Origin of the sequence: Tabrizicola sp., from assembly GCF_041919135.1 — a bacterium.
Taxonomy (GTDB): Bacteria; Pseudomonadota; Alphaproteobacteria; order Rhodobacterales; family Rhodobacteraceae; genus Tabrizicola.
In genome coordinates, this window is record NZ_JAYRUJ010000001.1 from 100,022 (window position 1) to 123,585 (window position 23,564).

The following is a 23,564-nucleotide window of genomic DNA, read 5'->3' on the forward strand; positions in this document are numbered from 1 at the left end:
CCCCTTACTCGTAGGTGAAGCTGGCGATGTAGCGCCGGCCCTTGACCGGCTGGCCCATGCCCGCGCTGGTCAGGGGGACGGCGATCTCGTTCGGGCTGTCGCGCATCTCCTCGACCGCGGCGTCGATGTGCAGCGTGTAGCCCGCGTCGAACAGCGCATCGGCGAGGTCGAGCGTGATCGCCAGCGTCCGGCCCGCGCCGACGCTGGCGCCGGTGATGCCGTCGATCTGCGCCGGGTCGCCGCCGGTCGCGGCATACCAGTCGCCGAGATGGCTGTAGTATTTCGACTTGCCGCCGGCCATCCACAGGCTGCCGACATAGGCGCCCGAGGCATCGGTGACGTAAAGCGCCAGATAGGCGCCGTCGCCGCCATAGCCGGTCAGCGTGGTGCTGAGCATCACCGGCCGGGCAAGCGCAAGGCCGGGAACGGTCAGGGCGGTGGTCAGCGCAAGGGCAGAGAGCAGGGATTTCATCGGATCTTCCTTTCTTCCGGGCCTCAGTTCGTCACGGCCTTGGGCGGTGCGCCATTGCCGAAAAGCCCGTTCGCGGGCGGGGCGACGGTGCCGGCGGGCGCGGGATTGGCCTTGCCGCCCCGGCCGCGGCGGCAGTCGTCGTCATCGTCATCGTCGTCGTCGCAATCGTCGTCATCGTCGTCATCGTCATCGTCATCGTCATCGTCGTGCCCGCCGCGCCAGAGGCGGAACCAGCCGCGCTTGTGGTCGTCATCGACCCGGATCAGCGGGGCAGTCCCGTCGGCGGGGGCCGCGCAGAGGGCGGGGGCGCAGCCTTCGGCCGCGCGGATCGCGGCCAGCGTGGGCAGGCCGAGCGCCAGGGTCAGGGCGCTGGTGGTGATGAGGAAGGCAAGACGGGGCTTCATCGCAGGATCTCCGCTGTTCAGGTGCCTGCGGTCTGGCCTGCGGACCTGAGCGGTTCCTGACGGGGCGGGCCTTTCCGCTTCAGCTTGCCGTCAGGAAGCAAAAAGCCCCGCCGGGTCGGGGCGGGGCTGTGTCGGGGGATGCCGGGCGGCTCAGTCGCTTTCGGACGTCCCGTCCCGGTCCTTGCCGCGCGCCTTCTCCTCCTCGTATTCGAATTCGACGGGTTGAAGCGTCCCGGGATGCAGCTTCACCTCGATCGCCTTGCCGGTCGCATCGATGCCGTCGACCTCGTAGCAGCCGTCGTCGATCTTGATCCGGCGCAGCGTCCAGCCCTTCTCGAGCGCCAAGGCCTCGACCGCCGCGCGCGGCTGCCAGTCGGCCATCGGCACGAAGCAATCGTCATCGGCCAGCGCCGCCCCGGCCGGAAAGCCTGCGGCAAAGGCAAGAATTGTCAGTGTCTTTCGCATGCGGCACACTCCACGCCACGACCACCCGGCCCGGATGCGCCCCGAAGCTGACGCCAGCCTGAAGGCCGGGAGGGCGCGGCGTCAGTTCCGCGTCAGGGGGACCGGCGAAGGATGGGCGAGGAACGGGAGAACGGCAAGCGCCATGCGGATCCTGCTGATCGAGGATGATACCGTCCTGGGCGCGGCCGTGCGCGACCAGATCGCGGCGGATGGCCAGTCGGTCGACTGGGTGCGGCGGCTGGATGCGGCCTCGGACGCGCTTGGCGGCACGGGCTATGACCTGGTTCTGCTGGACCTGATGCTGCCCGACGGGATGGGCCTGGCCTTCCTGCGCCGGCTGCGGGCGCGGGGCGACGTGACGCCGGTGATCATCCTGACCGCGCTGGACCAGGTCAGCGACCGGATCGACGGGCTGAACGCGGGCGCGGACGACTATCTGGTCAAGCCCTTCGACCTGGCCGAGCTTTCGGCCCGCATCGGCTCGGTCGCGCGGCGCTATGCGGGCAATCCCAACCCGATCGTCAGCCATGGCGCGCTGGAGATCGACCTGGCCGCGCGCAGCATCCGCCGCGACGGCCGCCCCGTCACGCTGACCGCGCGGGAATGGGCGCTGTTCGAGGCTTTCCTCTCGCGCCCCGGCCAGCTTCTGTCGAAGGCGCAGCTCGAAGACAAGCTCTACGCCTTCGGGGCCGAGGTCGAGAGCAACACGATCGAGGTCCATGTCAGCCGGTTGCGCAAGAAGCTGGGCCCCGGGGTGATCGAGACCGAGCGCGGCCTCGGCTACCGGCTGGGCCGGGGATGAGGAGACCGCGCAGCCTGCAGGGGCGGCTGGGCCTCTGGCTGGGGCTGGCGCTGGGGCTGGTCTGGCTTGCCGCCGCCAGCCTGACCGCCCTTACCGCCCGGCAGGAGATGGAGGAGGTCTTCGATTCCGCTTTGCAGGAGACCGCGCAGCGCCTCTTGCCGCTGGCCGTGGTCGACATCCTGGAGCGCGAGAACGAGGGGCTGACCCAGCGCATCGCCGCGATCCGCGAACATGGCGAGCATTTCACCTATCTCGTCCGCGACGAGCGGGGCCGGATCCTGCTGCAATCCCATGCCGCCGACCCCGCCCTGTTCCCCGCCTGGACGGGCACCGGCTTTGCCCAGTCCGCCACGCACCGCTTCTACAGCGACGAGGCGGTGCGCGGCACGATCCGCATCACCGTGGCCGAGCCGCTGGACCAGCGCGCCGCCGTCGCGCGCGAACTGCTGATCGGACTGGGCCTGCCGCTGCTGATCGTCCTGCCCCTGGCCTTCCTGGCCATCGTGCTGGCGCTGCGCACCAGCCTGGCGCCGCTGCGGCATTTCCGCGAGGGGCTGGCGGCGCGGGGGCCGCGCGACCTGGCGCCGGTGGCGGCCGGGGGCCTGCCGGCCGAGATCGCGCCGCTCGCCGAGGCGATGAACGGGCTTCTCGCGCGGCTCTCCGCCGCCTTCGAGGCCGAGCGCAGCTTTGCCGCCAATGCCGCGCATGAATTGCGCACGCCGCTGGCCGGGGCCCTGGCGCAGGTGCAGCGGCTGCAGGCCGAGACGGCGGATCCCGCGGCCCGCGCCCGGGCAGGCGAGATCGAGGCGGGGTTGCGGCGGCTGACGCGGCTGTCCGAGCGGCTGATGCAGCTGGCCCGGGCCGAGGGCGGGCCGCTGCGGCGGGATGCGGCCGCCGACCTGCGGCCGGTGGCGCGGCTTCTGGCCGATGACCTTTCGCGCGCCTCGGGCCGGATCCGGCTGGTGCTGGCCGAGGCGCCGGTGCTGTCGGACCTTGATCCCGACGCCTTCGCGATCCTGTTCCGCAACCTGGTGGAGAACGCGCTGCGGCATGGCGAGGGCATGGTCGATGTCGCGCTGCAGGATGGCATGGTGATCGTCGCCAATGACGGCCCCCCCGTCCCGCCCGAGGCGCTGGCCCGCCTGACCGACCGTTTCGAGCGCGCGGGCGCAACCGCCGACGGCAGCGGCCTGGGCCTTGCGATCGTCGCCGCGATCGCCGAGCGGTCCGGCGGCCGCCTGGACCTGGCCTCGCCGCGCCGGGGCAGCGCGCAGGGCTTCGAGGCGCGCTTCACCCTGCCCCGCGTCCTCTAGGCCGGCGGCTGGATCAGGATGGCGCGGAAGTCGTTGACATTGGTCAGCGTCGGCCCGGTCACGACCTGCGTCCCGGCGCGGGCGAAGAAGCCATGCGCATCGTTCCGCGCCAGCGCCTCGGCCGCGCCCGGCGTGGCAAGGGTCGCGGGGCCGGCCAGCGCGCCCGCCACCTCGGCCGCGCCGTCGACGCCGTCGGTGTCGCAGGCAAGGGCATGGACCTGCGGATGGCCGCGCAGCGCCAGGGCGAGGGCGAGGCAGAATTCCGCGTTCGGCCCCCCTACCCCGTCGCCGCTGCGGGTCACGGTCAGCTCGCCGCCGGACAAAAGCAGGATCGGCCGGTCGCCGGGCTGCAGCCCTGCGGCCAGCGCAAGGGCCATGGCGGCCTGCCCTGCGGCCACCTCGCGCGCCTCGCCCTCCAGCCGGTCGCCCAGCAGGCGGACCTCGCAGGAGGCGCGGGCGAGGTCGGCGGCGGCGGCGAGGGATTGCGCGGGGGCGGCGTAGATCACGTTTTCGGTGCGCGACAGGCGCATGTCGTCCGGCGCGACCACGCCCGAGCGCGCCAGCGCCGCGCGGGCGGCTTCGGGCACGGGGACCTGCCAGCGGTCAAGGACGGCGGCGGCATCCTGCGGCGTGGTGGCGTCGCCCACCGTCGGGCCCGAGCCGATGAAGGCCGGATCGTCCCCCGGCACGTCCGAGATCATCAGCGCCAGCATCCTTGCGGGCCAGGCGGCGGCGGCAAGCTGGCCGCCCTTCACCCGGCTGAGGTGCTTGCGCAGGGTATTCATCGCCGAGATCGGCGCGCCGGAGGCCAGGAGGGCGGCATTGACCTGCTGCTTTTCCGCCAGCGTCAGCCCCTCGGCCGGGGCGCAGAGCAACGCCGAGGCCCCGCCGGAAATCAGGGCGAGGACGAAATCGCCCTCGTCCAGCCCCTGCAGCAGCGCCAGCATCCGCGCCGTCGCCGCCGCCCCCGCCGCGTCGGGGACGGGATGGGCGGCCTCGACGATCTCGATCCCCCGGCAGGGACGGCCGTAGCCGTAGCGGGTGATCACCAGCCCCTCGCAGGGGCCCCAGGCGGCCTCGACCGCCTCGGCCATGCGGGCCGAGGCCTTGCCCGCGCCGATGACCAGCACGCGGCCCTTGGGCTTTTCCGGCAGGAAACCGGCCAGCGAACGCATCGGATCGGCGACCTCGACCGCGCGGTCGAAGAGCTGGCGAAGAAAGGCGGCGGGATCTGGGATCATGGAACCTGGGTAAAGGCGCGGGGGGTCAGGGTCACGGGTGTAATGGCTTCCGGCGCCGGGCGCCGGTCCCTTTCCAGCCAGGTCAGCACCGTTTTCGCCATTTCCCGACCGAATCCCGCAATGTCGCAGCGTAAAGATGAGCGCAGGACGGCTTTGCGCGCAATCCTCGATGTCGTCGAAGCCGACGATCTTCCGCCCCCGCATCCTGTCCGGCGGCTGTCGGCAAGGCCCTTGATTTTATCACCTTCAAAGCTTTATAACTGACAAGACACAGTTCAGGACCCGAGTCGCATGCCCCTTCTTCGCGCCCTCCTCCTTGCCACATTCGCCCTGCCCGCCCTGGCCGATCCCGTGACGCCGACGGCCATCACCGAATGGAAGGCCGTCTATGGCACGGTCGAGGCGCGCGACCGCATTCCGGCCCGCGCCCGTCTTGGCGGCACGCTGGTCGAACTTTCGGTCACCGAGGGCGACGAGGTGACGGCCGGGCAGGAACTGGCGCGGATCGTGGACGACAAGCTCGACTTCCAGCGCGCGGCCCTTGCCGCCCAGAGCAAGGCGCTTTCGGCCCAGCTTGCCAATGCCGAGTCCGACCTGAAGCGCGGCGAGGAGCTTCTGGCGAACGGCGTCACCACCACCCAGCGCGTCGACGCGCTGCGCACCCAGGTCGACGTGCTGAAGGGCCAGATCGCGGCGCTGGACGCCCAGTCGCAGGTGATCGACCAGCAAAGCCGCGAGGGCGTGGTGCTGGCCCCGGTCGCGGGCCGGGTGCTGGACGTGCCGGTGACCAAGGGCGCGGTCGCGATGCCGGGCGAGGTCGTGGCCGTCGTCGGCGGCGGCGGCACCTACCTGCGCATCGCCGTGCCCGAGCGGCACGCCGCCTCGCTGGCCGAAGGCGACAAGATCCGGCTTTCGAACGGGATGGGCGACCGCGAGGGCAGGCTGGCCCGCGTCTATCCGCTGATCGAGGGCGGCCGCGTCGTCGCCGATGTCGAGGTCGAGGGCCTGCCCGACACCCATATCGGCGCGCGGATGCTGGTTCGCCTGCCGGTGGGCGAGCGCGAGGCGCTTCTGGTCCCGGCCTCGGCGATCAGCACCCGCGCCGGGCTGGATTTCGTCGGCCTGCGCACCGCCGGGGGCACCGTGCTGCGCGCCATCATCGCGGGCGGGGTGCATGAGGTGGACGGCGTCGCCATGGTCGAGGTGATCAGCGGCCTTGTCGCCGGTGACGATGTGGTTCCGGCCGCCGAGGTCTCCCATGACTGAAGGCAAGCACCCCCTGGGCATCGCGGGCGGGTTGACCCGCGCCTTCATCAACTCGGCCCTGACGCCGCTGTTCATCCTGGCCGCGCTGGCGGCGGGGCTGGTCGCGCTGATCTCGCTGCCGCGCGAGGAAGAGCCGCAGATCTCCGTGCCGATGGTCGACATCCACGTCATGGCCCAGGGCCTGAAGGCCGAGGATGCGGTCAAGCTGGTGACCGAGCCCTTGGAGGTCATCGTCAAGGGCATCAACGATGTCGAGCATGTCTATTCCTCGACCCGCGACGATTCCGCGATGGTGACGGCGCGGTTCGAGGTCGGCACCCGCTCGGAGGATGCGATCCTGCGCGTCCACGACAAGGTGCGGGCCAATATCGACCGCATCCCGGTCGGCATCCCCGAGCCGCTGATCGTCGGCCGCGGCATCGACGACGTGGCGATCCTGACGCTGACCCTCTCGGCCGAGGACCTGACCGCGAACGAGCTGACCCGCATCGCCCGCACCCTGCAGACCGAGGTCGCCAAGACCGCGAATGTCGGGCTGACCTACCTGGTCGGCGACGCCCAGGACGCGATCCGGATCGAGCCCGACCCGGACCGCCTCGCGCTTCATGGCGTGACGCTGCAACAGTTGGCGGGCAAGGTGGCGCAGGCGAACCGGACGCTGAACACCGGCCGCCTGCGCGACCAGGGCCAGATGATCGACCTCGTCGCAGGCGAGACGCTGACCGCGCCGGCGGAAGTGGCGAACCTGCTCCTGACCACCCGCGACGGGCGGCCGGTCTATGTCTCGGACGTGGCGACGGTGCGGTATGTCGAGAACACCAGGGACACCATCGTCTCGCACCTGACCTCGGTGGATGGCGCCACCACCGGCGGGCCCGCCGTGACGCTGGCCATCGCCAAGCGCGCCGGAGCCAACGCCGTGGTCGTGGCCGAGGAGGTGCTGCACCGGGTCGAGGCGCTGGAGCCGAAGCTGATCCCCGAGGGCGTCACCGTCAGCATCACCCGCGACTATGGCGAGACCGCGAACGAGAAGGCGAACGAGCTGCTGTTCCATCTCGGCCTCGCCACCGTCTCGATCATCGCGCTGGTCCTGTTCGCGATCGGCTGGCGTGAATCCGTCGTGGTCGCCATCGTGATCCCGGTGACGATCCTGCTGACGCTGTTTGCCGCCTGGATCATGGGCTATACGCTGAACCGGGTGTCGCTGTTCGCGCTGATCTTCAGCATCGGCATCCTGGTCGACGACGCCATCGTGGTGATCGAGAACATCGACCGGCACTGGAGCCTCGACCGCAGGAAGCCCCGCCTGCAGGCCGCCATCGAGGCGGTGGCCGAGGTCGGCAACCCGACCATCGTCGCCACCCTGACCGTGGTCGCGGCGCTTTTGCCGATGCTGTTCGTCTCCGGCCTGATGGGCCCCTACATGTCGCCGATCCCGGCGAATGCCTCGGCGGCGATGATCTTCTCCTTCTTCGTGGCGGTGATCATCACCCCCTGGCTGATGGTCAAGATCGCGGGCCGCGCCGACCACGGCCCCGCCCATGGCGAGATGGCAGCGGCGGCGGGCCACCACCACGGCGGCTGGCTGGCGCGCGGCTACACCCGCGTCGCCCGGCCGATCCTGGCCTCGAAGGGCCGCAGCCTGGGCTTCCTGCTGCTGACGGCCGCGCTCTCCTTCGGCTCGCTCGCGGCGCTTTACACGCGCGACGTGACGGTCAAGCTTCTGCCCTTCGACAACAAGTCGGAGCTTAGCGTCGTCATCGACCTGCCCGAGGGCGCCTCGGTCGAGGCGACCGACCGTGTGGCGCGCGACGTGGCGGATGTGGTGCTGGGCCTGCCGGAAGTGACCAGCGTGCAGACCTATGCCGGCACGCCCGCGCCCTTCAACTTCAACGGTCTCGTCCGGCACTACTACATCCGCAGCGAGCCGCAGCTGGGCGAGGTGGCGATCAACCTTGCGCCCAAGGCCGACCGCGAGCGGGAAAGCCATGACATCGCGCTGGACCTGCGGCAGCGGCTGCACGCGCTTGCCGTGCCCGAGGGCACCAGCCTGAAAGTCGTCGAGCCGCCGCCGGGCCCGCCGGTGATCGCAACCCTCCTGGCCGAGGTCTATGGCCCCGACGCCGCGACCCGCCGCGCCGCCGCCGCGAAGATCCGCGAGGCCTTCCAGGCCGTGCCCTTCGTCGTCGACGTGGACGACAGTTTCGGGACGCAAGCGCGACGGCTGCGGGCCACGATCTCGACCGACGACCTGGAGTTCTATTCGGTGCAGGAACAGGACGTGTTCGACACGCTGGCGCTGCTGAACGGCGGGCAGACGGTCGGCTATTCGCACCGGGGCGAGGGCCGCCTGCCGATCCCGCTGGTCGTGCAGCGCGACACCTCGGACCGGGTGCTGGACGAGCGGTTCCTGACCACGCCGATCCCGGCCAATGCCCTGCCCGGCGCGCGCGGGGTGGTGGAGCTGGGCGACGTGATCCGCATCGGGGAGGAGGCCGCCAGCTTCCCCGTCTTCCGCCACAACGGCCGCAGCGCCGAGATGGTCACGGCCGAACTGGCCGGCGACTTCGAGGCCCCGCTCTACGGGATGCTGGCCGTCGCGGCGGAGATCGAGAAGATGGACTGGCCCGAAGGCCAGAAGCCGGTGATCGCCCTGAACGGCCAGCCCGAGGACGAGGATGTCGTCACCCTGCTCTGGGATGGCGAATGGGAAGTGACCTTCGTCACCTTCCGCGACATGGGGGCGGCCTTTGCCATCGCACTTCTGGGCATCTATATCCTGGTCGTGGCGCAGTTCGGCAGTTTCAAGCTGCCGCTGGTGATCCTGACCCCGATCCCGCTGACCTTCCTGGGGATCATGGCCGGGCACTGGCTGTTCGCCGCGCCCTTCTCGGCCCCCTCGATGATCGGTTTCATCGCGCTGGCCGGGATCATCGTGCGCAACTCGATCCTTCTGGTGGACTTCATCCGCCACGGCAAGCCAGCGGGCGAGCCGGTGACCGTGGACCTTCTGATCGAGGCCGGGGCGATCCGCTTCAAGCCGATCCTGCTGACCGCCATCGCCGCCATGATCGGCGCGGTGGTGATCCTGGCCGATCCGATCTTCCAGGGCCTCGCGCTGTCGCTGTTCTTCGGCTTGCTCACCTCGACCCTGCTTACTGTCCTGGTCATTCCGGCCATCTACCGCGTGTTCCGCACATGACCGATTGCGCGGAATCAAGGACGGCCGGTCCATCCAGGAAGATGATTGCGTTCATGAACCATCAGCGAGGAGACTGAAATGGCACATGTCGTTGTTATGGGGGCCGGACTTGGCGGCGCCATCATGGCCTACGAGCTGAAGGAGCAGCTCCGGCCCGAGGACAAGGTGACGGTCGTCACCAAGGACCCGAAATATCACTTCGTGCCCTCGAACCCCTGGATCGCGGTCGGCTGGCGCGACCGGGCCGACATCACCGTGGACCTGGCCCCCGCCATGGCGAAGAAGGGGATCGACTTCATCCCGGTCGCGGCCGAACGCCTGCATCCCGAGGAGAACCGGATCGAACTGGTGGACGGCAAATCCGTCTCCTACGATTTCCTGGTGATCGCGACCGGGCCGGAACTGGCCTTCGACGAGATCCCCGGCTTTGGCCCGCATGGCGGCTTTACCCAGTCGGTCTGCCACATCGATCACGCCGAGGCGGCGAAATCGGTGTTCGAGAAGCTGGTCGCCAATCCCGGCCCGGTGATCATCGGCGCGGCGCAGGGGGCAAGCTGCTTCGGCCCGGCCTACGAGTTCCTGTTCATCCTGGAAACCGCGCTGCGCAAGGCCAAGGTGCGCGACCGGGTGCAGATGACCTATGTCACGCCGGAGCCCTATATCGGCCACCTGGGCCTTGACGGCGTGGGCGACACCAAGGGCCTGCTGGAATCCGAGATGCGCGAGAAGCACATCAAGTGGATGACCAACACCCGGGTCAAGCGGGTCGAGGACGGCCACATGTTCGTCGAGGAACTGGGCGAGGACGGCGCCGTCAAGGCCGAGAAGGACCTGCCCTTCGCCTTTTCGATGATGCTGCCGGCCTTCCGGGGCATCAAGGCGGTCTCGGGGATCGAGGGGCTGTCGAACCCGCGCGGCTTCACCATCGTGGACAAGCACCAGCAGAACCCGAAGTTCAAGAACATCTTCGCCGTCGGCGTCTGCGTCGCGATCCCGCCGATGGGGCCGACCCCGGTGCCGGTCGGCGTGCCGAAGACCGGCTTCATGATCGAAAGCATGGTCACCGCCACCGCCCATAACATCGGCAACCTGGTGCGCGGGAAAGAGCCCGACAGCATCGGCACCTGGAATGCCGTCTGCCTGGCCGATTTCGGCGACGGGGGCATCGCCTTCGTCGCGCAGCCGCAGATTCCGCCGAGGAACGTCAACTGGTCGTCGTCGGGCAAATGGGTCCACCTGGCCAAGGCGGGGTTCGAGAAATACTTCATGCACAAGCTCCGCAAGGGCCAGTCGGAACCCTTCTACGAACACCTGGCGCTGAAGGCGCTGGGGATCGACAAACTGAAAGCAACCACCAAAGGATGAGGTCGAAAATGTCGCTTGATGCTGCTGTTCTGCGTTTTGCCGGGGTCATGGTCCTTCTCAGCGTCGTGCTGACGACCTATGTCTCGCCCTACTTCGTCTGGTTCACCGTCTTCATCGGGCTGAACCTGCTGCAATCCTCCTTTACCCGCGTCTGCCCCGCGGCGATGGTCTTCCGGGCGTTCGGGCTGAAGAAGGGCTGCGCCTTCGAATAAGGTGGAATGAGCATGGCAGAGATCCTGGAAGGCTTCGGCGGCACGCCCGAACAGGCGTCCCGGGCGGTGTCGCTGTTGAAATCGCTCTCGCATGAGGGGCGGTTGCAGATCCTCTGCCTGCTCGTCGATGGCGAGCGCAACGTCACCCAGCTGGCCGAGGCGCTGGGGGCCAGCCCGGTCAGCGTCTCGCAGCAACTGATGCGGCTGCGCGCCGAAGGCATCGTCAACACCCGCCGCGAGGGGAAGAGCGTGATCTACCACCTCGCGCGTGAGGAGGCGGCGCTGATCGTCACCGTGTTGCGCGACGCCTTCTGCAAAAGGCCGCATGGCTGAGGTTCGGGCCGTCCGGAACGACCGGGCGGCCTGAACATTCCTGCAAAGACTCCTTGCGGGCATGGCTAATCCCTGTGCGCCAGTGGACAGGCTATGTTGGTTCCATGCAGCAAGCCCGCTGCACCGGATCACAGGAGAACCCCATGCAGCCCGGCAAGACCCTTTCCACCCTCGCCACCATCCTGGCGCTTTCCTTCATCACGCCCGCCTTCGCCCAGACCACCGGGCATGACGGCCATTCGGCCCCGGCGCTGGAACTGGCGCTGAACAACGGCGCGAAATGGCAGGGCGACGAGAACATGGTGATCGGCATGAGCGCGATCCGCGCCGCGATGGCCGCGAATCTCGAGGCGGTCCATGCCGGCGCGCTGACCCCCGAGGCGGCAAGGGCCCTGGCCGCCGACGTGCAGACGCAGCTCGACTTCATGATCGAGAACTGCAAGCTGGACCCGGCCGTGGACGAGCAGTTCCATACCGTCCTGGCCCAGGTGGCGGTCGGCGCCTCGGCGCTTGAGGAAGGCGAGATCGAGCCCGGCGCGGTCGCCATCGTCCAGGCGCTGAACGCCTATGGCGCGCATTTCGAGCATCCCGACTGGCAGGCGCTGGAGTGATCGCAACCGCCGGCCGTCAGTCCACGGCCGGCACTTGCCCCAGGGGGCGGCGGCCCTCCAGCAGGTCGGCCTCGGCCTGAACCGCCGCGCCCATGAAATCCAGGAACATGCGGATCCGCGCGGTATGGCGCAGGTCCTCATGCGTCAGGAGCCAGAGGTCCAGGGCAAAGGGCTCGGGCAAGGAACAGAGGCGGACAAGGCCCGGGTCGCGGTCGGCCAGCACGCAAGGCAGGGCGGCCATGCCGATCCCCGCCCGCGCCGCCGCCTGCGCCGCGGTGATCGAATTGGTCCGGTAGACCTGCCGCATCCCCGGCCACCACCGCGCCATCGCGCGGCTGAGCGGCCCGTGCGAGGCGCCATAGCCCACCCAGTCCCCCGTCGCGGGATCGTCCGCCCTGCCCCTTGCGGCATAGACCGCAAAGGCCAGCTGCCCGATCCGCCGCCCGACCAGCGCCTCCTGCCCCGGATTGCCGATCCGCAGCGCGATATCCGCCTCGCGCCGGGTCAGGTCCAGCACCGTGTCCGAGACGATGGTCTCGACCTCGATCCCCGGCCGTTCGGCCCGGAACGCCGCGACATGCGCCGGCAGCAGCGCCTGGGCCAGGAAATCCGTGGCGGTGATGCGGATCGTCCCCGTCGGCCGCTGGTCCTGCCCGGTGACCCGAAGCGCCAGCGCGGCGATCTCCTCCTCGATGCGCAGGACCGACTCGCGCATCTCCTCGCCCGCGGCGGTCAGGTCATAGCCGCCCTGCAGCCGGTCGAAAAGCCGCACGCCCAGCCGCTGCTCGAAGGCGCCGATGCGGCGGAAGACGGTGGAATGCGTCACCCCCAGCACCCGCGCCGCGCCCGAAAGCGACCCGGCCCGCGCCACGGCCAGGAACAGCCGCAGGTCATCCCAGTCCTGCCCCGGTGCATTCATGCAAGACCCCCGCGCTGCCCGGGGCAGATGAGCATATCCGCCGCGGGCCGACAAAGGAAGAGGGCCCGGGCGAGTTGCCCGGGCCCTGTTTCGGATGGTACCGCCTCCCCGGCTCGAACGGGGGACCCCCAGATCCACAATCTGGTGCTCTAACCAACTGAGCTAAGGCGGCACTCGGGGGCGATTTAGCCCCGCGTCCCCCGGATTGCAAGCGCCTTCGCAAGGCTTTCCGGCCCGCCCCGCGCGGGGAGGGCGATTTTTCTTGCGCCCTGCCCGGCCGACCGCTACGCCGCCGCGAGAACGCGGAGAATGGCCATGGGCATCAACTCACCAAGCGAGATCGCGGCGAACCTGCAGATCGGTCCGACCGACGCCGGAATGGTCCGCATCTATGTCGAGGCCGAGGGCGGGATCGACCTGCCGCTGGATTTCGACCCCGAAGAGGCCGAGGAAATCGCCGAGGAACTGCGCGCCGCCGCCGAGGCCGCGCGCGCGATGGGGGCGAAGCCGGCGGGCAAGCCGAAGAAACGCTGATCCGGGGCCAAATTCCTCAAGGAAGGAATTTGATCACCCGGTGAACCCCGGATCGCGCAGGCCCTGCAGCCGCCCCGCCGCCGCACGGGCGAAGGTCCGCAGCACGACCTTGCGCCGCGCGCCGGACAGGGGGGCCTCGGGCGCCATGCGCACCACCTCGGCGTCATAGGGATCGGCCAGGATCAGCCCGGTCCCCTCGGGCAGGAGATCGACCGGGAAATCCGCGTCCACCGCCCAGAAGAAGCGGTCGCACCAGTCGAGATAGGACTGCCACTTGCGATCCGCGCGGAAATCCGCCCGGCCCGACTTGCATTCCACCACCCAGACCTCGCCCTTCGGGCCCAGCGCCATCACGTCGACGCGCAGGCCGGGACTGGGGATCAACTCCTCGACGCAGACGAAATCCAGCGCGCGCAGGCCCCGGCAGACGCCGCGCTGCAGCCGCTGGCCCGGTTGGGCGGGCAGGATTTCCGGGAGGGTGACGGGAATGTCCATCGGTCGATCATGAACCAAAGGTGAACATCTGTCCAGCCTTGCAGCCGGCCCCCGTGCGCCCTATCTTCAGGGGTGGCGGGTGCTGCTCCTCGCGTGCGGGCCAATTTTCCAGTGGCCGATAAGCAAGCGAACGGGGGCTGGCTCTGCCCGGATCCTGGTCCGGGTATCTGGCGCCCACCTGAGACCTCTGGCTCTCGGGAAAACCCCGGCTCTCACGGTTGCTGCGGGCCCGCCACCCGGCGCCGCGCCGGAACTTTCGAAAATTCCGGCGCGATAGAAACGGGGCCCGCCCTCAGCGGCGGGATTTCGCGGCGACAGGCACCGGCAGCAGCGCGGACTCGCGCACCGGTGCGCGTGCGGCGTGGCCGCCCTTCGGACCCTCGTCCTTTTCGGCCATCGCCATCACCTTGAAGGCGAATTGCACCGCCGAGAAGACGATCCCGTTGAACACCACCAGCATCGCCGCCGCCACCAGCCCGAGGTCCGAGCCCAGGATCAGATGCCCCACCCCGGCCACGTCCCACCAGACCAGCCCCGCCGTGAAGGCGGCCGAGATCAGGAACCCCAGCGCCACGCTGCGGATGTAAAGGCGGACAAGCTCGGGCATCGCGACCTCCATGGCTCTCGCGCCAAGGCTAGGAGCCCCGGCCGCCTTTGCCAAGCCTCAGATCGAGATGTGGGCGAATCCGTCGCGGAGCGCCGCCGACCAGGCCTCGCTCATCCGGCGGAAACCGGGGTCGCCGGCCTCGATCCGGCGGCGGAAGCAGACCTTGCAGCTGTCGCGCTCGATCACCACCAGGTCCAGCGGCATCCCCACCGAAAGATTGGAGCGCAGCGTCGAATCCATCGACAGGAGCACCGCCTTCTGCGCATCCGCCAGGCTGGTCGCGGGCTTCACCACCCGGTCCAGGATCGGCTTGCCATATTTGTGCTCGCCGATCTGGAGGAAGGGGGTGTCCTCGGTCGCCTCGATGAAATTGCCCTCGGGATAGATCAGGAACAGCCGCATCCCCTCGCCCCGGCGCTGGCCCGCGACGATCAGGCTCGCGCTCGCGCCCTGCATCGCGGAAAGCTTCTGGTCCACCTCGGCCCGCACCTCGGCCAGCCGGGCGCCGACGATCTCGGCCACCTTCAGCATGGTGAGGGCCAGCATGATGCTGGTCTCGGGCGTGGCGTCGTCGTCCTCGATCGCCTCGCGCAGCTTGGCCAGCGTGGTCTGCGTCACCGACAGGCTGCCGGCCGTCATGATCGCTATCACCCGTTCGCCCGGTTCCTCGAAGGTGTAGAGCTTGCGATAGATCGAGATATTGTCGAATCCGGCGTTGGTGCGCGTGTCCGCCAGCAGCACCATGCCCTCGTTCAGCAAAAGCCCGACGCAATAGGTCATTCCGGCATCCCCCTCGACCCCAAGCCTATTGCGCCCGCCGCAGGACCGCAACCGCCCCTCACAACAGCCGCAGCTCGGCCAGAAGCGGCAGGTGGTCCGAGGGCTGCACCCCCTTGCGCCAGGGCACCGGCAGGGGCTCCAGCCCCAGGTCGTGGCTATGCGCGATCCGGTCCAGCGCCAGCCGCGGCGCGCGCGAGGGAAAGGTCGGCGCCGCCTCCATGAGCTGGAAGGCGCGCGCAAGGCGGCCCAGCCCCACCCGGCGCGAATATTCGTTGAAATCGCCCAGGATCACCGTGGGACGCGGCGGATGGTGCAGCACCGCCTCGCGCACCGCATCCAGCTGCTTGCGCCGGGACGAGCGCAGCAGCCCCAGATGCAGCGCCACCAGCCGCAGCGCCACCGGCCCGTCCAGATCGGCGATGACGGCGCCCCGCGGCTCGAATCCCGGTAGGTCCAGCCGTTGCAGCCCGGACAGATGGAAGCCGGGCCGCGCCAGGATCGCATTGCCATGCCAGCCGATGCTGGAGGCATTGCGCCCGATCGGCAGCGGCACCAGCCCGGTCCGTTCGGCGATCACGTCGCGCGGCAGGGCCGAGGGCCGCAGGCCCAGCCGGAAATCCGCCTCCTGCAGGGCAACCAGATCGGCGCCCAGGTCCGCGATCCGGTCCAGCACCCGGTCCGCGTCCCGGCGCAGGTCGGTGCCGAGGCCCGCCCGGATGTTCCAGGTCGCCACTTTCAGCGATGGCTTTGATTCCCGCGTCATGACCCCAATATAAGGATGGAAGCCCCCAGCCGGAACGCCAGATGCCCGCGCCGTCGCTTCTTGTCCTGAACGGGATTCGCCTCTTCCTTGCGGTCGAGACGCTGATCGCGCTGGTGCGCGGCACCTGGCTTGCGGTCTTTGTCGCCCTTTCGGCCCTGGTCCTGACGACCCTGCCGCAGCTGCTGGCCAATCGGGTCCGGCTTTTCCTGCCGAACAGCTTTCTGGCCGCCATCGCGCTTTTCGTGCTGGCGACGATCTACCTTGGCGAGATGCGCGATTTCTATAACCGGCTCTGGTGGTGGGACCTGGTGCTGCACGGCACTTCGGCGATCGGCTTCGGCATCCTCGGCTTCCTGCTGATCCTGATGCTGTTCGAGGGCGACCGCTACGCCGCGCCGCCCTGGGCGATCGGCGTGCTGAGCTTTTGCGCCGCGATGACCGTGGGCGCGCTGTGGGAGATCTTCGAATATGCGATGGACCAGCTTTTCGGGCTGAACATGCAGAAATCGGGGCTGGACGACACGATGAGCGACCTGGTGGTGGACGCCGTCGGGGCGGGCCTCGCCGCCCTGGCCGGGGCCGCCTATCTGAAGGGCCGAAGCCTGGGCTTCGGCGTGGCCTTCGACAGTTTCATCGACGTGAACCGGCCCCGATTCCGCAAGCTTCTGCCGCGCCGGGGAACACGGAAGTAGGCGGCGGCGGTCGCGGCCCTCGGACGGGCCGGTGACGCCTTTTTTGCTGCGCGAGCGGCACGCGCGCGGCAGGCGGGCGTCATGCCGTCGCGCGCAGTTTCTGCACGGGCGGCGGCGCATAGCCGCCAAGGCGCGAGGTCCGCAGGCCGAGGCCCACCATCGCCTCGGCCAGCTTGACCGCGCAGGATACGCCGTCCAGCACCGGCAGCCCGTGTTCCGCCGCCAGCCGGCCGGCCAGATCGGCCATGCCGGCGCAGCCCAGCACGATGGCCTCGGCCCGGTCTTCGGCCAGGGCGCGGCCGATCTCGGCGCTGATCCGGTTGCAGGCGTCCGAGCCGGGATGCTCCAGCTCCAGCACCGCGACCTCGGAGGAGCGCACGCGGGCACAGCGGGTGGCGAGGCCGTATCGGTGCAGGTTGTGCTCCAGTGCCGGGACGGACCGCGCAAGCGTGGTGACGACCGAGAACTTGTTCGCGAGCATCGAGGCGAAGTGATAGGCCGCCTCGCCGATGCCGATCACCGGGCGGTCGGTCAGGCAGCGCGCGGCGTCGAGGCCGGTGTCGTCGAAACAGGCGATGATCACCGCGTCGAAGGCCGGGGCGGTCTGGATGACCTGCAACAGGCCGGGAACGCTCAGCGCCTCGTCATAATAGCCCTCGATCGAAACCGGGCCACCGGGGGGGTTCACCGCGACGACCTCGGTTCCGGGGCTGGCCGCCCTGCGGGCCGCGCTGCCGATCTTCTCGGTCATCGAGGCGGTGGAATTGGGGTTGATCACCAGCAGGCGCATTTCTTACAGCTCCCCGCCCAGATAGGCGGCCTTGATCCGGTCGTCATGCATCAGGTCCCTGGAATTGCCGGACAGGACGACCTGGCCTGTCGACATGGCATAAGCCCGGTTGGAGATGGAGAGCGCCATCCGGCTGTTCTGTTCCACCAGCAGGACCGAAACCCCCTCGTCCCGGCCGATCGCCACGATGGCGCGGGCGATGTCCTGCACCAGCTTGGGCGCGATGCCGAGGCTGGGTTCGTCCAGAAGGAGGAGCTTCGGCTTGGCCATCAGCGCGCGGCCGATCACCATCATCTGCTGCTCGCCCCCCGACAACGTGCTGGCCTGCTGGGTGAAGCGTTCCTTCAGGCGCGGGAAGCGGGTGAGGACGCTGTCCAGCGTCTGCTCGATCCCCTGCTTGTCGGTGCGGGTGAAAGCGCCCATGAGGAGGTTATCCTTGACGCTCATCAGCGGAAAGACGCGGCGCCCTTCGGGCACCATCGCGATCCCGCGCTTGACGATTTCCGCCGCCGGGCGCCCGTCGATCCGGTCGCCGAGATAGCTGATCGAGCCGGACCTGATCTTCCGTAGGCCTGTGATGGCCCGCAGGATCGAGGATTTCCCCGCCCCGTTCGCGCCGATCAGGGCCACCGTCTCGCCTTCCATCAGGTCGATGGAGACGCCTTTCAGCGCATAGACGTGGTCATAATACAGCTCGACATTGTCGAAGCTGAACATCTTGCGGGCCGGTTCCAGCTTGGTCGATGTCTGGGTCATGTCTCACATCCCGATGGCGGCGTCTTCGCTGCCGAGATAGGCCTCGATCACGCGCGGGTTGGCCTGGATTTCTGACGGAGTGCCCTCGGCGATCTTCTCGCCGAAGTTGATGCAGACGATCCGGTCGGAGATCTTCATCACCGCCGGCATGTCGTGTTCGACCAGAAGGACCGTCAGGCCCCGCTCGTCGCGCAAGCGACGGACCAGGGCGACCATGCGCATCGTTTCGTCATGGTTCATGCCCGCGAAGGGTTCGTCCAGCAGGATCACCTCGGGATGCGTCGCCAGCCCGATGGCCATGCCGAGCGCGCGCAGGTGACCCTGCGGCAGGTTCGAGGCCAGTTCGTTCCGGATCGCCTGGAGGCCCAGGAAGTCGATGATGTCATCGGCCGACTTGCCGAACTCCGCTTCATCCGCCTTGGCCTGCGAGGACCCGAAGAAGAACCCCAGCAGCGACGCCTTGGACCGCAGGTGATGCGAGACGATGACATTCTCGCGCACGGTCATCGACTTGAAGATCGTGGTCTCCTGGAAGGTCCGCACCACCCCCATCCGCGCCACCTTGTGCGGCGGCAGGCCGGAGATGCGGTTGCCCTTGTAGATCACCTCGCCGGTCGTGGGCGTCACGAACCCGGCGATCTGCTTGAACAGCGTGGACTTCCCCGCGCCGTTCGGCCCGATCACCGACAGGATCTCCTGCGGGGCGACGTCGAAGCTGATGTCGTTGTTGGCCGTCAGGCCGCCGTAACGCTTGGTGACGTTCCTGACTTGCAGGATCGGAATCATTTGCGGCCCCCCTTGCGGTCAAGAAGGCTGAGGACGCCGTTCGGCAGCACCAGCATCAGCGCGATCAGCGCGCCGGAATAGATGAGAAGCTGGTATTCCCTGGCGACCGACAGCAGGTCCCAGCCGAAGTAGAGCAGCAGCGTCCCCAGCATCGGCCCGAAGACATAGCCAAGCCCGCCGAGGAAGCAGTAGAGCATGAAGTTCACGCTGTCCTGCACCACGAAGGAGGAGGGGTAGATCGACTGCGAGATGGCGACGAAGATCGCCCCGGCCAGTCCTCCGAAGAAGGAGGAGATGGCATAGGCCAGCACCCGCAGCATCGCCGTGTTGACGCCGATGGAGGCCGACAACTCCTCGTTCTGCTGCAAGGACCGGCACAGGTGCCCGAGCCGCGAGTTCACGATGCGCCAGAGGACGAGATAGGTCACGACCATCAGCACGGCGGCCATCAGGTAGAAGGCGAGCTTCGGGTTCGCCAGCGTAGCGAAGTCGGGGATGATGGTCAGGCCGAGGATCGACAGCTCGCCCGGCAGCGGGATCGAGGTGATGCCCTTCGCGCCGTTGGTGATCGGCAGGGCAAGGGCGGTCAGCCGGGCGACCTCGGTCAGGACCAGGGTCACCATGGCGAAATAGACGCCCCGCAGGCGCAGGATCGGCAGGCCGATCACGACCGAGACGGCGGCGCAGAAGATGCCCGCCAAGGGCAGCGTCAGCCAGAAGCTGACCCCGTATTGCGTCATCAGCACCGCCGAGACATAGCCCCCGGTCAGGGCATAGGCCCCCTGCCCGATGTTGATCCGGCCGATGTAGAAGGTCAGCCAGACCCCGGCGGCGGCCACCGAGAGGAGCGCGACCGAGGTGAGCGTATAGTAGAAATCCCAGCGCCCGGTCAGGGCGATGAACAGCGGCACCAGCACGAAGACGGCCAGGAGGAAGGCCAGCACTCCGGCAAGGCGGGTGGGCGACCTGCGGCTCTGCGGCACGGATTGCGTTTGGTCAGTCATCGGCTCAACCCCAGGGCTTGCCCATCAGGCCCTGCGGCCGGATGGCGAGGAAGATCATCAGCGTCACGAAGATCACCAGGTAGGTGACATCGCCATAGGCGGCGAGCAGCGTCAGCCCCACCGATTCCATCATCCCCAGGATGAACCCGCCGGCGATGGCGCCCGAGATCACCCCGGCCCCGCCGATCATGATCATCAGGAACGCCTTGACCGAGGTCGGCCCGCCCATGCCGAGGTTGATCCCGGTGATCGTGACCAGAAGGCCGCCGACCAGCCCGGCCAGCATCGCGCCCAGGGCGAAACCGATCATCGAATAGCGGTCGACGTCCACGCCCATCAGCTGCGCCGCGATCCGGTCCTGCGCCAGCGCCCGCATGGCGCGGCCGGTGCGGGAATACTGCATGAACAGGATGAAGCCGACGATCAGCGCCACGGCCAGCGCGGCGATCAGGATGCGGTCATAGGGCATGATCAGCCGCATGTCCCAGTTGAACACCCCGTTCACCACCTTCGGTACGCCGCGCTGTTTCTCGCCGAAGAGAAGGAGGATCACCGCGTCCAGGAAGAAGGCGATCCCTGCGGCAAGCAGCATGGTGGATTCTTCGCGCTTCGACCGGGCGATGACCGGGCGGAACAGGAACCTCTCGATCAGCGCGCCCATCACCGCCAGCACCACGGCCGAGGCGACCAGCCCGATGATGAAGGGCAGGCCCAGCTGGGCGACGACGGTATAGGTCACGAAGCCGCCGAAGACATACATCTGCCCGTGCGCGAAGTTCAGCACGTTCATCAGCGAGAAGATCAGCGTGAGGCCAAGCGCGATCAGCGCATATTGCGCCCCGAGATAGAGGCCGTTGGCAAGGATCTGTTCCATGGGCGCGGTCCTGTGCAAAAATAACGGCGGGGCCCGGACCGGGAAAGGCATACCCGGGCCCCGCCAGGACGGTGCAAGCCTCCGCGCTCAGTCGACCTGGGCGACGAAAAGCGTCTCGAACTTGCCGTCCTTGTATTCGTTGACCACCAGCGGCACGGAAACCTGCCGCTTCTGCCCGAAGGACGAGGTGCCGACATAGGTCAGCTTGGCGTCGCCGACCATGAAGGGGTTCGGCGCCTCGAACGTGTCCATGGTCTTCTTGAACTCCTCGACATTGTCGATCGCCGCCGGGTTCGCCTTCAGCGTCTCGACGATGTATTCCAGCGCATAGACCTTGGTGTTGGACTCGTCGTTGTATTCGCCGAACATGTCGGTGTAGCGCGTCACGAATTCCTTCATCGTGTCGCTGGCCAGTTCCGGCGTCGAGGCGCCGCCGACCGAGATGAAGCCGTTCGCCAGCTCTCCCGCGCCTTCGGCCAGCACGGCGGCGTCCTGCGCCGTTTCTGTCGAGATCAGGCCGGTATAGCCCAGCTCGCGCGCCGAGCGGATCAGCTGCGGCGCGTTCGCGGGCGAGACACCCGACAGCACCAGAAGATCCGGCGCGGCCTGGATCACCGGCAGCAGGACCGGGGTGAAGTCGGTGGTGTCCATCTGGTAGGTGACGGTATCGGACACGACCTCCAGGCCCAGCTCGCGGGCGGCCGCGGCGCCCGAGTCACGCTGGCTGAGGGGATCGGATTCGTTGCCCGCGACGAAGGCCACCTTCTTGATGCCCTTGTTTTCCATCAGGTATTTGTAGATCGCCGGCCCGGACTGGTAGTTCGCCACCATCCCCAGGATCGCGTTGGACGCGGGCGCGGTGTAAAGCTCTTTCGGGAAGGCATAGGGGAAATACATGATCCCGTTCTGCTCGGCCACCGGGCGGACCGCCGCCGCGCCGTCGTCGACGTTGGGGCCGACGACATAGTGGATGCCGTCCTGCGCCATCTTCTCCATGCCCGCGATGGCGCGCTTGGGGTCCTTCTGGTCGTCGAAGGGCACGATCTCGATGTCATAGGTGACATCGCCGATCTGGACCCCGCCCAACTCGTTCAGCCAGGCGGCCCGGGCCTCCATCGAACGCTGGTTCGAGATGCCCCAGGCGGCGGCCGGACCCGAGGTGACGCCGACGAAGCCGATCTTCAGCTTGGCATTCTCGGCCCAGGCGGCGGTGGTCGTGGTCAGCGCCAGAGCAAGGGACAAGGCCGTGCCCGCAAGGAAATCGCGTCTTTGCATGTTGTGCTCCCTGTTTTGTCAGTCGTCGGAATTCAAGTCCGGGACCCCATGATTGACGTTGGTGTGAACAGGATTGTCAACAAAATAGTGAAGCTGCGTCAGCACCCCTGCCCCTTGATGGTTGACCGCAAAGGTCGCTAGGTTGCGCCTATCGCGGGAAAGGGCAAGGAATGGACCACGTCACGGTCGCTGCAGAGCATTCCGTCAGGGCCGAGGAGCCGGGCGAGGAGGAGATCGTCGACCGGATCTTCGAGGCGATCATCGACCAGCGCCTGCCGCCGGGGACCAAGCTGTCGGAAGCCGCCCTGTGCGAAGCCTTCGGCGTCGGAAGGATGCGGATCCGGCAAAGCCTCTTGCTGCTGGCCAGCCGCCAGGTGGTGGACCTGCAGCCGAATCGGGGGGCCTTCGTCGCCTCGCCTTCGATCGGAGAAGCGCGCGAGGTGTTCGAAGCCCGGCTGATGATCGAGCCGAACGTGGCCAGGCTTGCGGTCGAGCGGGCGACGGAGGCGGATCTGGCCGCCCTCAAGGGCCATCTGGCGCTGGAGCACGCGGCGCATCACGGCAGCAAGCGGCGCGAGGCGATCCGGCTCTCGGGCCAGTTCCATGTGCTTCTGGCCGAGATCGCGGGCAATGCGGTCGCGCTGCGCATGGTCAAGGAACTGGTCACGCGGACCTCGCTGATCATCGGTATCTTCGGCAGTCCGGGCGTGTCGAACTGCCGCGACGAGGACCATGACGAGATCTTCGGCACCTTCCGCAACCGCGACCCGGAGGCCGCCAGCCGGGTGATGGTGGCGCATCTGAAGCATATCCAGGACCATCTGGAACTCAGCGGCCCGCTGCAGGCCGCAAGCGACCTGGTGGCGATCTTCCGCAGCTAGAGCCGGGCCGGAAGGCGCGGATCAGATCTTCAGATGCTCCATGATCCGCGCATGCGCCGCGGCATCGTTCTCGCCGCTTTCCTGGATATGGCCCAGTTTCAGCACGGCCCAGCGATGCGCCACCGACAGCGCGAAGCCCAGGTTCTGCTCGACCAGCAGCACGGTCATGCCGCGCCTTTCGCACTCGGCCAGAAGGGCGCGGGCGATGCGCTGGACGACGCTCGGCTGCACGCCTTCGGAAATCTCGTCCACCAGAAGCAGGTCGGGCTGAAGCATCAGGCTGCGCGACAGGATCAGCATCTTCTGCTCGCCCCCCGACAGGGTTCCGGCCTTCTGGTTCAGCCTTTCGGCCAGGAAGGGGAAATAGCCGAAGACCCGCTCCAGCGCCGGGGCCAGGGCCCGGTCGTCGCGCAGCGCGAGGCGCAGGTTGTCGAGGATGGTCAGGTCCTGGAACAGCGGCAGTTCCTGCGGCGCATAGCCCAGGCCCCTGGCCAGAAGCCGCGCCGGGGTCCAGCCGGTGATGTCCTCGCCATCCAGGCTCACCCTGCCCTCGCGCAGCGGCAAAAGCCCCATGACCGACTTGAGCAACGTGGTCTTGCCCATGCCGTTCTTGCCCATCAGGGCGCAGATCTCACCGGCCGGGATCTCCAGGCTGATCCCGGCGATGACATCGGTGGCGCCATAGCCGCTGCGCAGCCCCGCGATGGCCAGTTTCATCCGTC

General features: G+C 68.3%; 27 protein-coding genes and 1 tRNA gene. 11 read left to right on the forward strand and 17 right to left on the reverse strand.

The annotated features are described in order from the left end of the window. Positions 1-4 precede the first annotated feature (4 nt). The 3 genes from ACE3UA_RS00470 to ACE3UA_RS00480 all read right to left on the reverse strand — a co-directional run bounded on the left by ACE3UA_RS00470 (position 5) and on the right by ACE3UA_RS00480 (position 1,341). Positions 5-472: a DUF2271 domain-containing protein gene (locus ACE3UA_RS00470; protein ID WP_374641386.1), complete on the reverse strand. Its 468-nt coding sequence runs from the start codon at positions 470-472 to the stop codon at positions 5-7. A 23-nt stretch (positions 473-495) separates the two neighbouring features. Beyond that, positions 496-876, reverse strand: coding sequence for a hypothetical protein (locus ACE3UA_RS00475; protein WP_374641388.1), 381 nt, complete (start codon positions 874-876; stop codon positions 496-498). A 150-nt stretch (positions 877-1,026) separates the two neighbouring features. Further along, on the reverse strand, positions 1,027-1,341 hold the full coding sequence (locus ACE3UA_RS00480) for a PepSY domain-containing protein (RefSeq protein WP_374641390.1): 315 nt from the start codon (positions 1,339-1,341) through the stop codon (positions 1,027-1,029). A 142-nt stretch (positions 1,342-1,483) separates the two neighbouring features. Here ACE3UA_RS00480 and ACE3UA_RS00485 point away from each other — a divergent pair, with 142 nt between their 5' ends. Continuing rightward, a complete protein-coding gene (locus tag ACE3UA_RS00485; protein ID WP_374641392.1) occupies positions 1,484-2,143 on the forward strand; it encodes a response regulator transcription factor in 660 nt (219 codons plus the stop codon). After that, the gene (locus tag ACE3UA_RS00490; protein ID WP_374641394.1) at positions 2,140-3,456 is read left to right on the forward strand and encodes an ATP-binding protein; all 1,317 of its coding nucleotides are present in this window, start codon (positions 2,140-2,142) and stop codon (positions 3,454-3,456) included. The genes ACE3UA_RS00485 and ACE3UA_RS00490 overlap by 4 nt, the downstream gene beginning before the upstream one ends. Here ACE3UA_RS00490 and ACE3UA_RS00495 read toward each other — a convergent pair. After that, positions 3,453-4,697 carry a glycerate kinase gene (locus tag ACE3UA_RS00495; protein WP_374641396.1) on the reverse strand — a complete coding sequence of 415 codons (1,245 nt, stop codon included), beginning with the start codon at positions 4,695-4,697 and terminating at the stop codon, positions 3,453-3,455. The genes ACE3UA_RS00490 and ACE3UA_RS00495 overlap by 4 nt on opposite strands. A gap of 291 nt (positions 4,698-4,988) precedes the next feature. Here ACE3UA_RS00495 and ACE3UA_RS00500 point away from each other — a divergent pair, with 291 nt between their 5' ends. From ACE3UA_RS00500 to ACE3UA_RS00525, 6 genes are all read left to right on the forward strand, one after another. Next, a complete protein-coding gene (locus ACE3UA_RS00500) occupies positions 4,989-5,963 on the forward strand; it encodes an efflux RND transporter periplasmic adaptor subunit (protein ID WP_374641398.1) in 975 nt (324 codons plus the stop codon). Beyond that, positions 5,956-9,165, forward strand: coding sequence for an efflux RND transporter permease subunit (locus tag ACE3UA_RS00505; RefSeq protein ID WP_374641400.1), 3,210 nt, complete (start codon positions 5,956-5,958; stop codon positions 9,163-9,165). Before ACE3UA_RS00500 ends, ACE3UA_RS00505 begins: the two co-directional genes overlap by 8 nt. Positions 9,166-9,243: 78 nt before the next feature. Then, positions 9,244-10,530, forward strand: coding sequence for an NAD(P)/FAD-dependent oxidoreductase (locus tag ACE3UA_RS00510; protein ID WP_374641402.1), 1,287 nt, complete (start codon positions 9,244-9,246; stop codon positions 10,528-10,530). 8 nt (positions 10,531-10,538) lie between these two features. Continuing rightward, on the forward strand, positions 10,539-10,742 hold the full coding sequence (locus ACE3UA_RS00515; RefSeq protein WP_374641404.1) for a DUF2892 domain-containing protein: 204 nt from the start codon (positions 10,539-10,541) through the stop codon (positions 10,740-10,742). A 12-nt stretch (positions 10,743-10,754) separates the two neighbouring features. Next, entirely contained in the window at positions 10,755-11,075 is a 321-nt protein-coding gene (locus ACE3UA_RS00520) for an ArsR/SmtB family transcription factor (RefSeq protein ID WP_374641406.1), read from the forward strand. A 143-nt stretch (positions 11,076-11,218) separates the two neighbouring features. After that, entirely contained in the window at positions 11,219-11,686 is a 468-nt protein-coding gene (locus ACE3UA_RS00525) for a hypothetical protein (RefSeq protein WP_374641408.1), read from the forward strand. Between the two features lie 16 nt (positions 11,687-11,702). On the opposite strand, the gene ACE3UA_RS00530 is transcribed toward ACE3UA_RS00525, so the two are convergent. Together ACE3UA_RS00530 and ACE3UA_RS00535 are read right to left on the reverse strand one after the other, a co-directional pair. Further along, on the reverse strand, positions 11,703-12,605 hold the full coding sequence (locus ACE3UA_RS00530; protein WP_374641410.1) for a LysR family transcriptional regulator: 903 nt from the start codon (positions 12,603-12,605) through the stop codon (positions 11,703-11,705). A 95-nt stretch (positions 12,606-12,700) separates the two neighbouring features. Further along, positions 12,701-12,777 (reverse strand) — tRNA-His (locus tag ACE3UA_RS00535). Between the two features lie 143 nt (positions 12,778-12,920). On the opposite strand from ACE3UA_RS00535, the gene ACE3UA_RS00540 reads away from it, so the two are divergent. Continuing rightward, a complete protein-coding gene (locus ACE3UA_RS00540) occupies positions 12,921-13,139 on the forward strand; it encodes a DUF6324 family protein (RefSeq protein WP_287866140.1) in 219 nt (72 codons plus the stop codon). Between the two features lie 33 nt (positions 13,140-13,172). Here ACE3UA_RS00540 and ACE3UA_RS00545 read toward each other — a convergent pair whose 3' ends face one another. From ACE3UA_RS00545 to ACE3UA_RS00560, 4 genes are all read right to left on the reverse strand, one after another. Further along, positions 13,173-13,634 carry an MmcB family DNA repair protein gene (locus ACE3UA_RS00545; protein WP_374641412.1) on the reverse strand — a complete coding sequence of 154 codons (462 nt, stop codon included), beginning with the start codon at positions 13,632-13,634 and terminating at the stop codon, positions 13,173-13,175. A gap of 292 nt (positions 13,635-13,926) precedes the next feature. Beyond that, the gene (locus tag ACE3UA_RS00550; protein WP_374641414.1) at positions 13,927-14,241 is read right to left on the reverse strand and encodes a hypothetical protein; all 315 of its coding nucleotides are present in this window, start codon (positions 14,239-14,241) and stop codon (positions 13,927-13,929) included. Positions 14,242-14,298: 57 nt separating this feature from the next. Next, on the reverse strand, positions 14,299-15,021 hold the full coding sequence (locus tag ACE3UA_RS00555; RefSeq protein WP_374641416.1) for a peptidase: 723 nt from the start codon (positions 15,019-15,021) through the stop codon (positions 14,299-14,301). 58 nt (positions 15,022-15,079) lie between these two features. Next, entirely contained in the window at positions 15,080-15,784 is a 705-nt protein-coding gene (locus ACE3UA_RS00560) for an endonuclease/exonuclease/phosphatase family protein (protein WP_374641418.1), read from the reverse strand. Positions 15,785-15,825: 41 nt separating this feature from the next. On the opposite strand from ACE3UA_RS00560, the gene ACE3UA_RS00565 reads away from it, so the two are divergent. Continuing rightward, positions 15,826-16,476, forward strand: a complete 651-nt coding sequence (locus ACE3UA_RS00565; protein ID WP_374641420.1) for a hypothetical protein — start codon at positions 15,826-15,828, stop codon at positions 16,474-16,476. A gap of 79 nt (positions 16,477-16,555) precedes the next feature. On the opposite strand, the gene ACE3UA_RS00570 is transcribed toward ACE3UA_RS00565, so the two are convergent. The 6 genes from ACE3UA_RS00570 to ACE3UA_RS00595 form a co-directional block, all read right to left on the reverse strand. Continuing rightward, the gene (locus ACE3UA_RS00570; protein WP_374641422.1) at positions 16,556-17,266 is read right to left on the reverse strand and encodes an aspartate/glutamate racemase family protein; all 711 of its coding nucleotides are present in this window, start codon (positions 17,264-17,266) and stop codon (positions 16,556-16,558) included. Between the two features lie 3 nt (positions 17,267-17,269). Further along, a complete protein-coding gene (locus ACE3UA_RS00575; RefSeq protein ID WP_374641921.1) occupies positions 17,270-17,983 on the reverse strand; it encodes an ABC transporter ATP-binding protein in 714 nt (237 codons plus the stop codon). 42 nt (positions 17,984-18,025) lie between these two features. Then, complete coding sequence (locus ACE3UA_RS00580) at positions 18,026-18,808, reverse strand: ABC transporter ATP-binding protein (protein WP_374641424.1); 783 nt, start codon at positions 18,806-18,808, stop codon at positions 18,026-18,028. Then, the gene (locus tag ACE3UA_RS00585) at positions 18,805-19,812 is read right to left on the reverse strand and encodes a branched-chain amino acid ABC transporter permease (RefSeq protein WP_374641426.1); all 1,008 of its coding nucleotides are present in this window, start codon (positions 19,810-19,812) and stop codon (positions 18,805-18,807) included. The genes ACE3UA_RS00580 and ACE3UA_RS00585 overlap by 4 nt, the downstream gene beginning before the upstream one ends. A 4-nt stretch (positions 19,813-19,816) precedes the next feature. Further along, positions 19,817-20,686, reverse strand: a complete 870-nt coding sequence (locus ACE3UA_RS00590; RefSeq protein WP_374641428.1) for a branched-chain amino acid ABC transporter permease — start codon at positions 20,684-20,686, stop codon at positions 19,817-19,819. Positions 20,687-20,773: 87 nt separating this feature from the next. Next, positions 20,774-21,961, reverse strand: a complete 1,188-nt coding sequence (locus ACE3UA_RS00595) for an ABC transporter substrate-binding protein (protein ID WP_374641430.1) — start codon at positions 21,959-21,961, stop codon at positions 20,774-20,776. A gap of 170 nt (positions 21,962-22,131) precedes the next feature. Between ACE3UA_RS00595 and ACE3UA_RS00600 the strand changes: the two genes are divergently transcribed. Beyond that, the gene (locus ACE3UA_RS00600) at positions 22,132-22,842 is read left to right on the forward strand and encodes a GntR family transcriptional regulator (protein ID WP_374641432.1); all 711 of its coding nucleotides are present in this window, start codon (positions 22,132-22,134) and stop codon (positions 22,840-22,842) included. Between the two features lie 21 nt (positions 22,843-22,863). Here the strand turns inward: ACE3UA_RS00600 and ACE3UA_RS00605 are convergent, their stop codons facing one another. Continuing rightward, positions 22,864-23,559, reverse strand: coding sequence for an ABC transporter ATP-binding protein (locus tag ACE3UA_RS00605; RefSeq protein WP_374641434.1), 696 nt, complete (start codon positions 23,557-23,559; stop codon positions 22,864-22,866). Positions 23,560-23,564 lie beyond the last annotated feature (5 nt).

Bases quoted from the DNA above. Each gene is read 5' to 3' on its own strand.
- ACE3UA_RS00470 (WP_374641386.1), bottom strand. From the start codon at position 472: ATGAAATCCCTGCTCTCTGCCCTTGCGCTGACCACCGCCCTGACCGTT.
- ACE3UA_RS00475 (WP_374641388.1), bottom strand. From the start codon at position 876: ATGAAGCCCCGTCTTGCCTTCCTCATCACCACCAGCGCCCTGACCCTG.
- ACE3UA_RS00480 (WP_374641390.1), bottom strand. From the start codon at position 1,341: ATGCGAAAGACACTGACAATTCTTGCCTTTGCCGCAGGCTTTCCGGCC.
- ACE3UA_RS00485 (WP_374641392.1), top strand. From the start codon at position 1,484: ATGCGGATCCTGCTGATCGAGGATGATACCGTCCTGGGCGCGGCCGTG.
- ACE3UA_RS00490 (WP_374641394.1), top strand. From the start codon at position 2,140: ATGAGGAGACCGCGCAGCCTGCAGGGGCGGCTGGGCCTCTGGCTGGGG.
- ACE3UA_RS00495 (WP_374641396.1), bottom strand. From the start codon at position 4,697: ATGATCCCAGATCCCGCCGCCTTTCTTCGCCAGCTCTTCGACCGCGCG.
- ACE3UA_RS00500 (WP_374641398.1), top strand. From the start codon at position 4,989: ATGCCCCTTCTTCGCGCCCTCCTCCTTGCCACATTCGCCCTGCCCGCC.
- ACE3UA_RS00505 (WP_374641400.1), top strand. From the start codon at position 5,956: ATGACTGAAGGCAAGCACCCCCTGGGCATCGCGGGCGGGTTGACCCGC.
- ACE3UA_RS00510 (WP_374641402.1), top strand. From the start codon at position 9,244: ATGGCACATGTCGTTGTTATGGGGGCCGGACTTGGCGGCGCCATCATG.
- ACE3UA_RS00515 (WP_374641404.1), top strand. From the start codon at position 10,539: ATGTCGCTTGATGCTGCTGTTCTGCGTTTTGCCGGGGTCATGGTCCTT.
- ACE3UA_RS00520 (WP_374641406.1), top strand. From the start codon at position 10,755: ATGGCAGAGATCCTGGAAGGCTTCGGCGGCACGCCCGAACAGGCGTCC.
- ACE3UA_RS00525 (WP_374641408.1), top strand. From the start codon at position 11,219: ATGCAGCCCGGCAAGACCCTTTCCACCCTCGCCACCATCCTGGCGCTT.
- ACE3UA_RS00530 (WP_374641410.1), bottom strand. From the start codon at position 12,605: ATGAATGCACCGGGGCAGGACTGGGATGACCTGCGGCTGTTCCTGGCC.
- ACE3UA_RS00540 (WP_287866140.1), top strand. From the start codon at position 12,921: ATGGGCATCAACTCACCAAGCGAGATCGCGGCGAACCTGCAGATCGGT.
- ACE3UA_RS00545 (WP_374641412.1), bottom strand. From the start codon at position 13,634: ATGGACATTCCCGTCACCCTCCCGGAAATCCTGCCCGCCCAACCGGGC.
- ACE3UA_RS00550 (WP_374641414.1), bottom strand. From the start codon at position 14,241: ATGCCCGAGCTTGTCCGCCTTTACATCCGCAGCGTGGCGCTGGGGTTC.
- ACE3UA_RS00555 (WP_374641416.1), bottom strand. From the start codon at position 15,021: ATGACCTATTGCGTCGGGCTTTTGCTGAACGAGGGCATGGTGCTGCTG.
- ACE3UA_RS00560 (WP_374641418.1), bottom strand. From the start codon at position 15,784: ATGACGCGGGAATCAAAGCCATCGCTGAAAGTGGCGACCTGGAACATC.
- ACE3UA_RS00565 (WP_374641420.1), top strand. From the start codon at position 15,826: ATGCCCGCGCCGTCGCTTCTTGTCCTGAACGGGATTCGCCTCTTCCTT.
- ACE3UA_RS00570 (WP_374641422.1), bottom strand. From the start codon at position 17,266: ATGCGCCTGCTGGTGATCAACCCCAATTCCACCGCCTCGATGACCGAG.
- ACE3UA_RS00575 (WP_374641921.1), bottom strand. From the start codon at position 17,983: ATGTTCAGCTTCGACAATGTCGAGCTGTATTATGACCACGTCTATGCG.
- ACE3UA_RS00580 (WP_374641424.1), bottom strand. From the start codon at position 18,808: ATGATTCCGATCCTGCAAGTCAGGAACGTCACCAAGCGTTACGGCGGC.
- ACE3UA_RS00585 (WP_374641426.1), bottom strand. From the start codon at position 19,812: ATGACTGACCAAACGCAATCCGTGCCGCAGAGCCGCAGGTCGCCCACC.
- ACE3UA_RS00590 (WP_374641428.1), bottom strand. From the start codon at position 20,686: ATGGAACAGATCCTTGCCAACGGCCTCTATCTCGGGGCGCAATATGCG.
- ACE3UA_RS00595 (WP_374641430.1), bottom strand. From the start codon at position 21,961: ATGCAAAGACGCGATTTCCTTGCGGGCACGGCCTTGTCCCTTGCTCTG.
- ACE3UA_RS00600 (WP_374641432.1), top strand. From the start codon at position 22,132: ATGGACCACGTCACGGTCGCTGCAGAGCATTCCGTCAGGGCCGAGGAG.
- ACE3UA_RS00605 (WP_374641434.1), bottom strand. From the start codon at position 23,559: ATGAAACTGGCCATCGCGGGGCTGCGCAGCGGCTATGGCGCCACCGAT.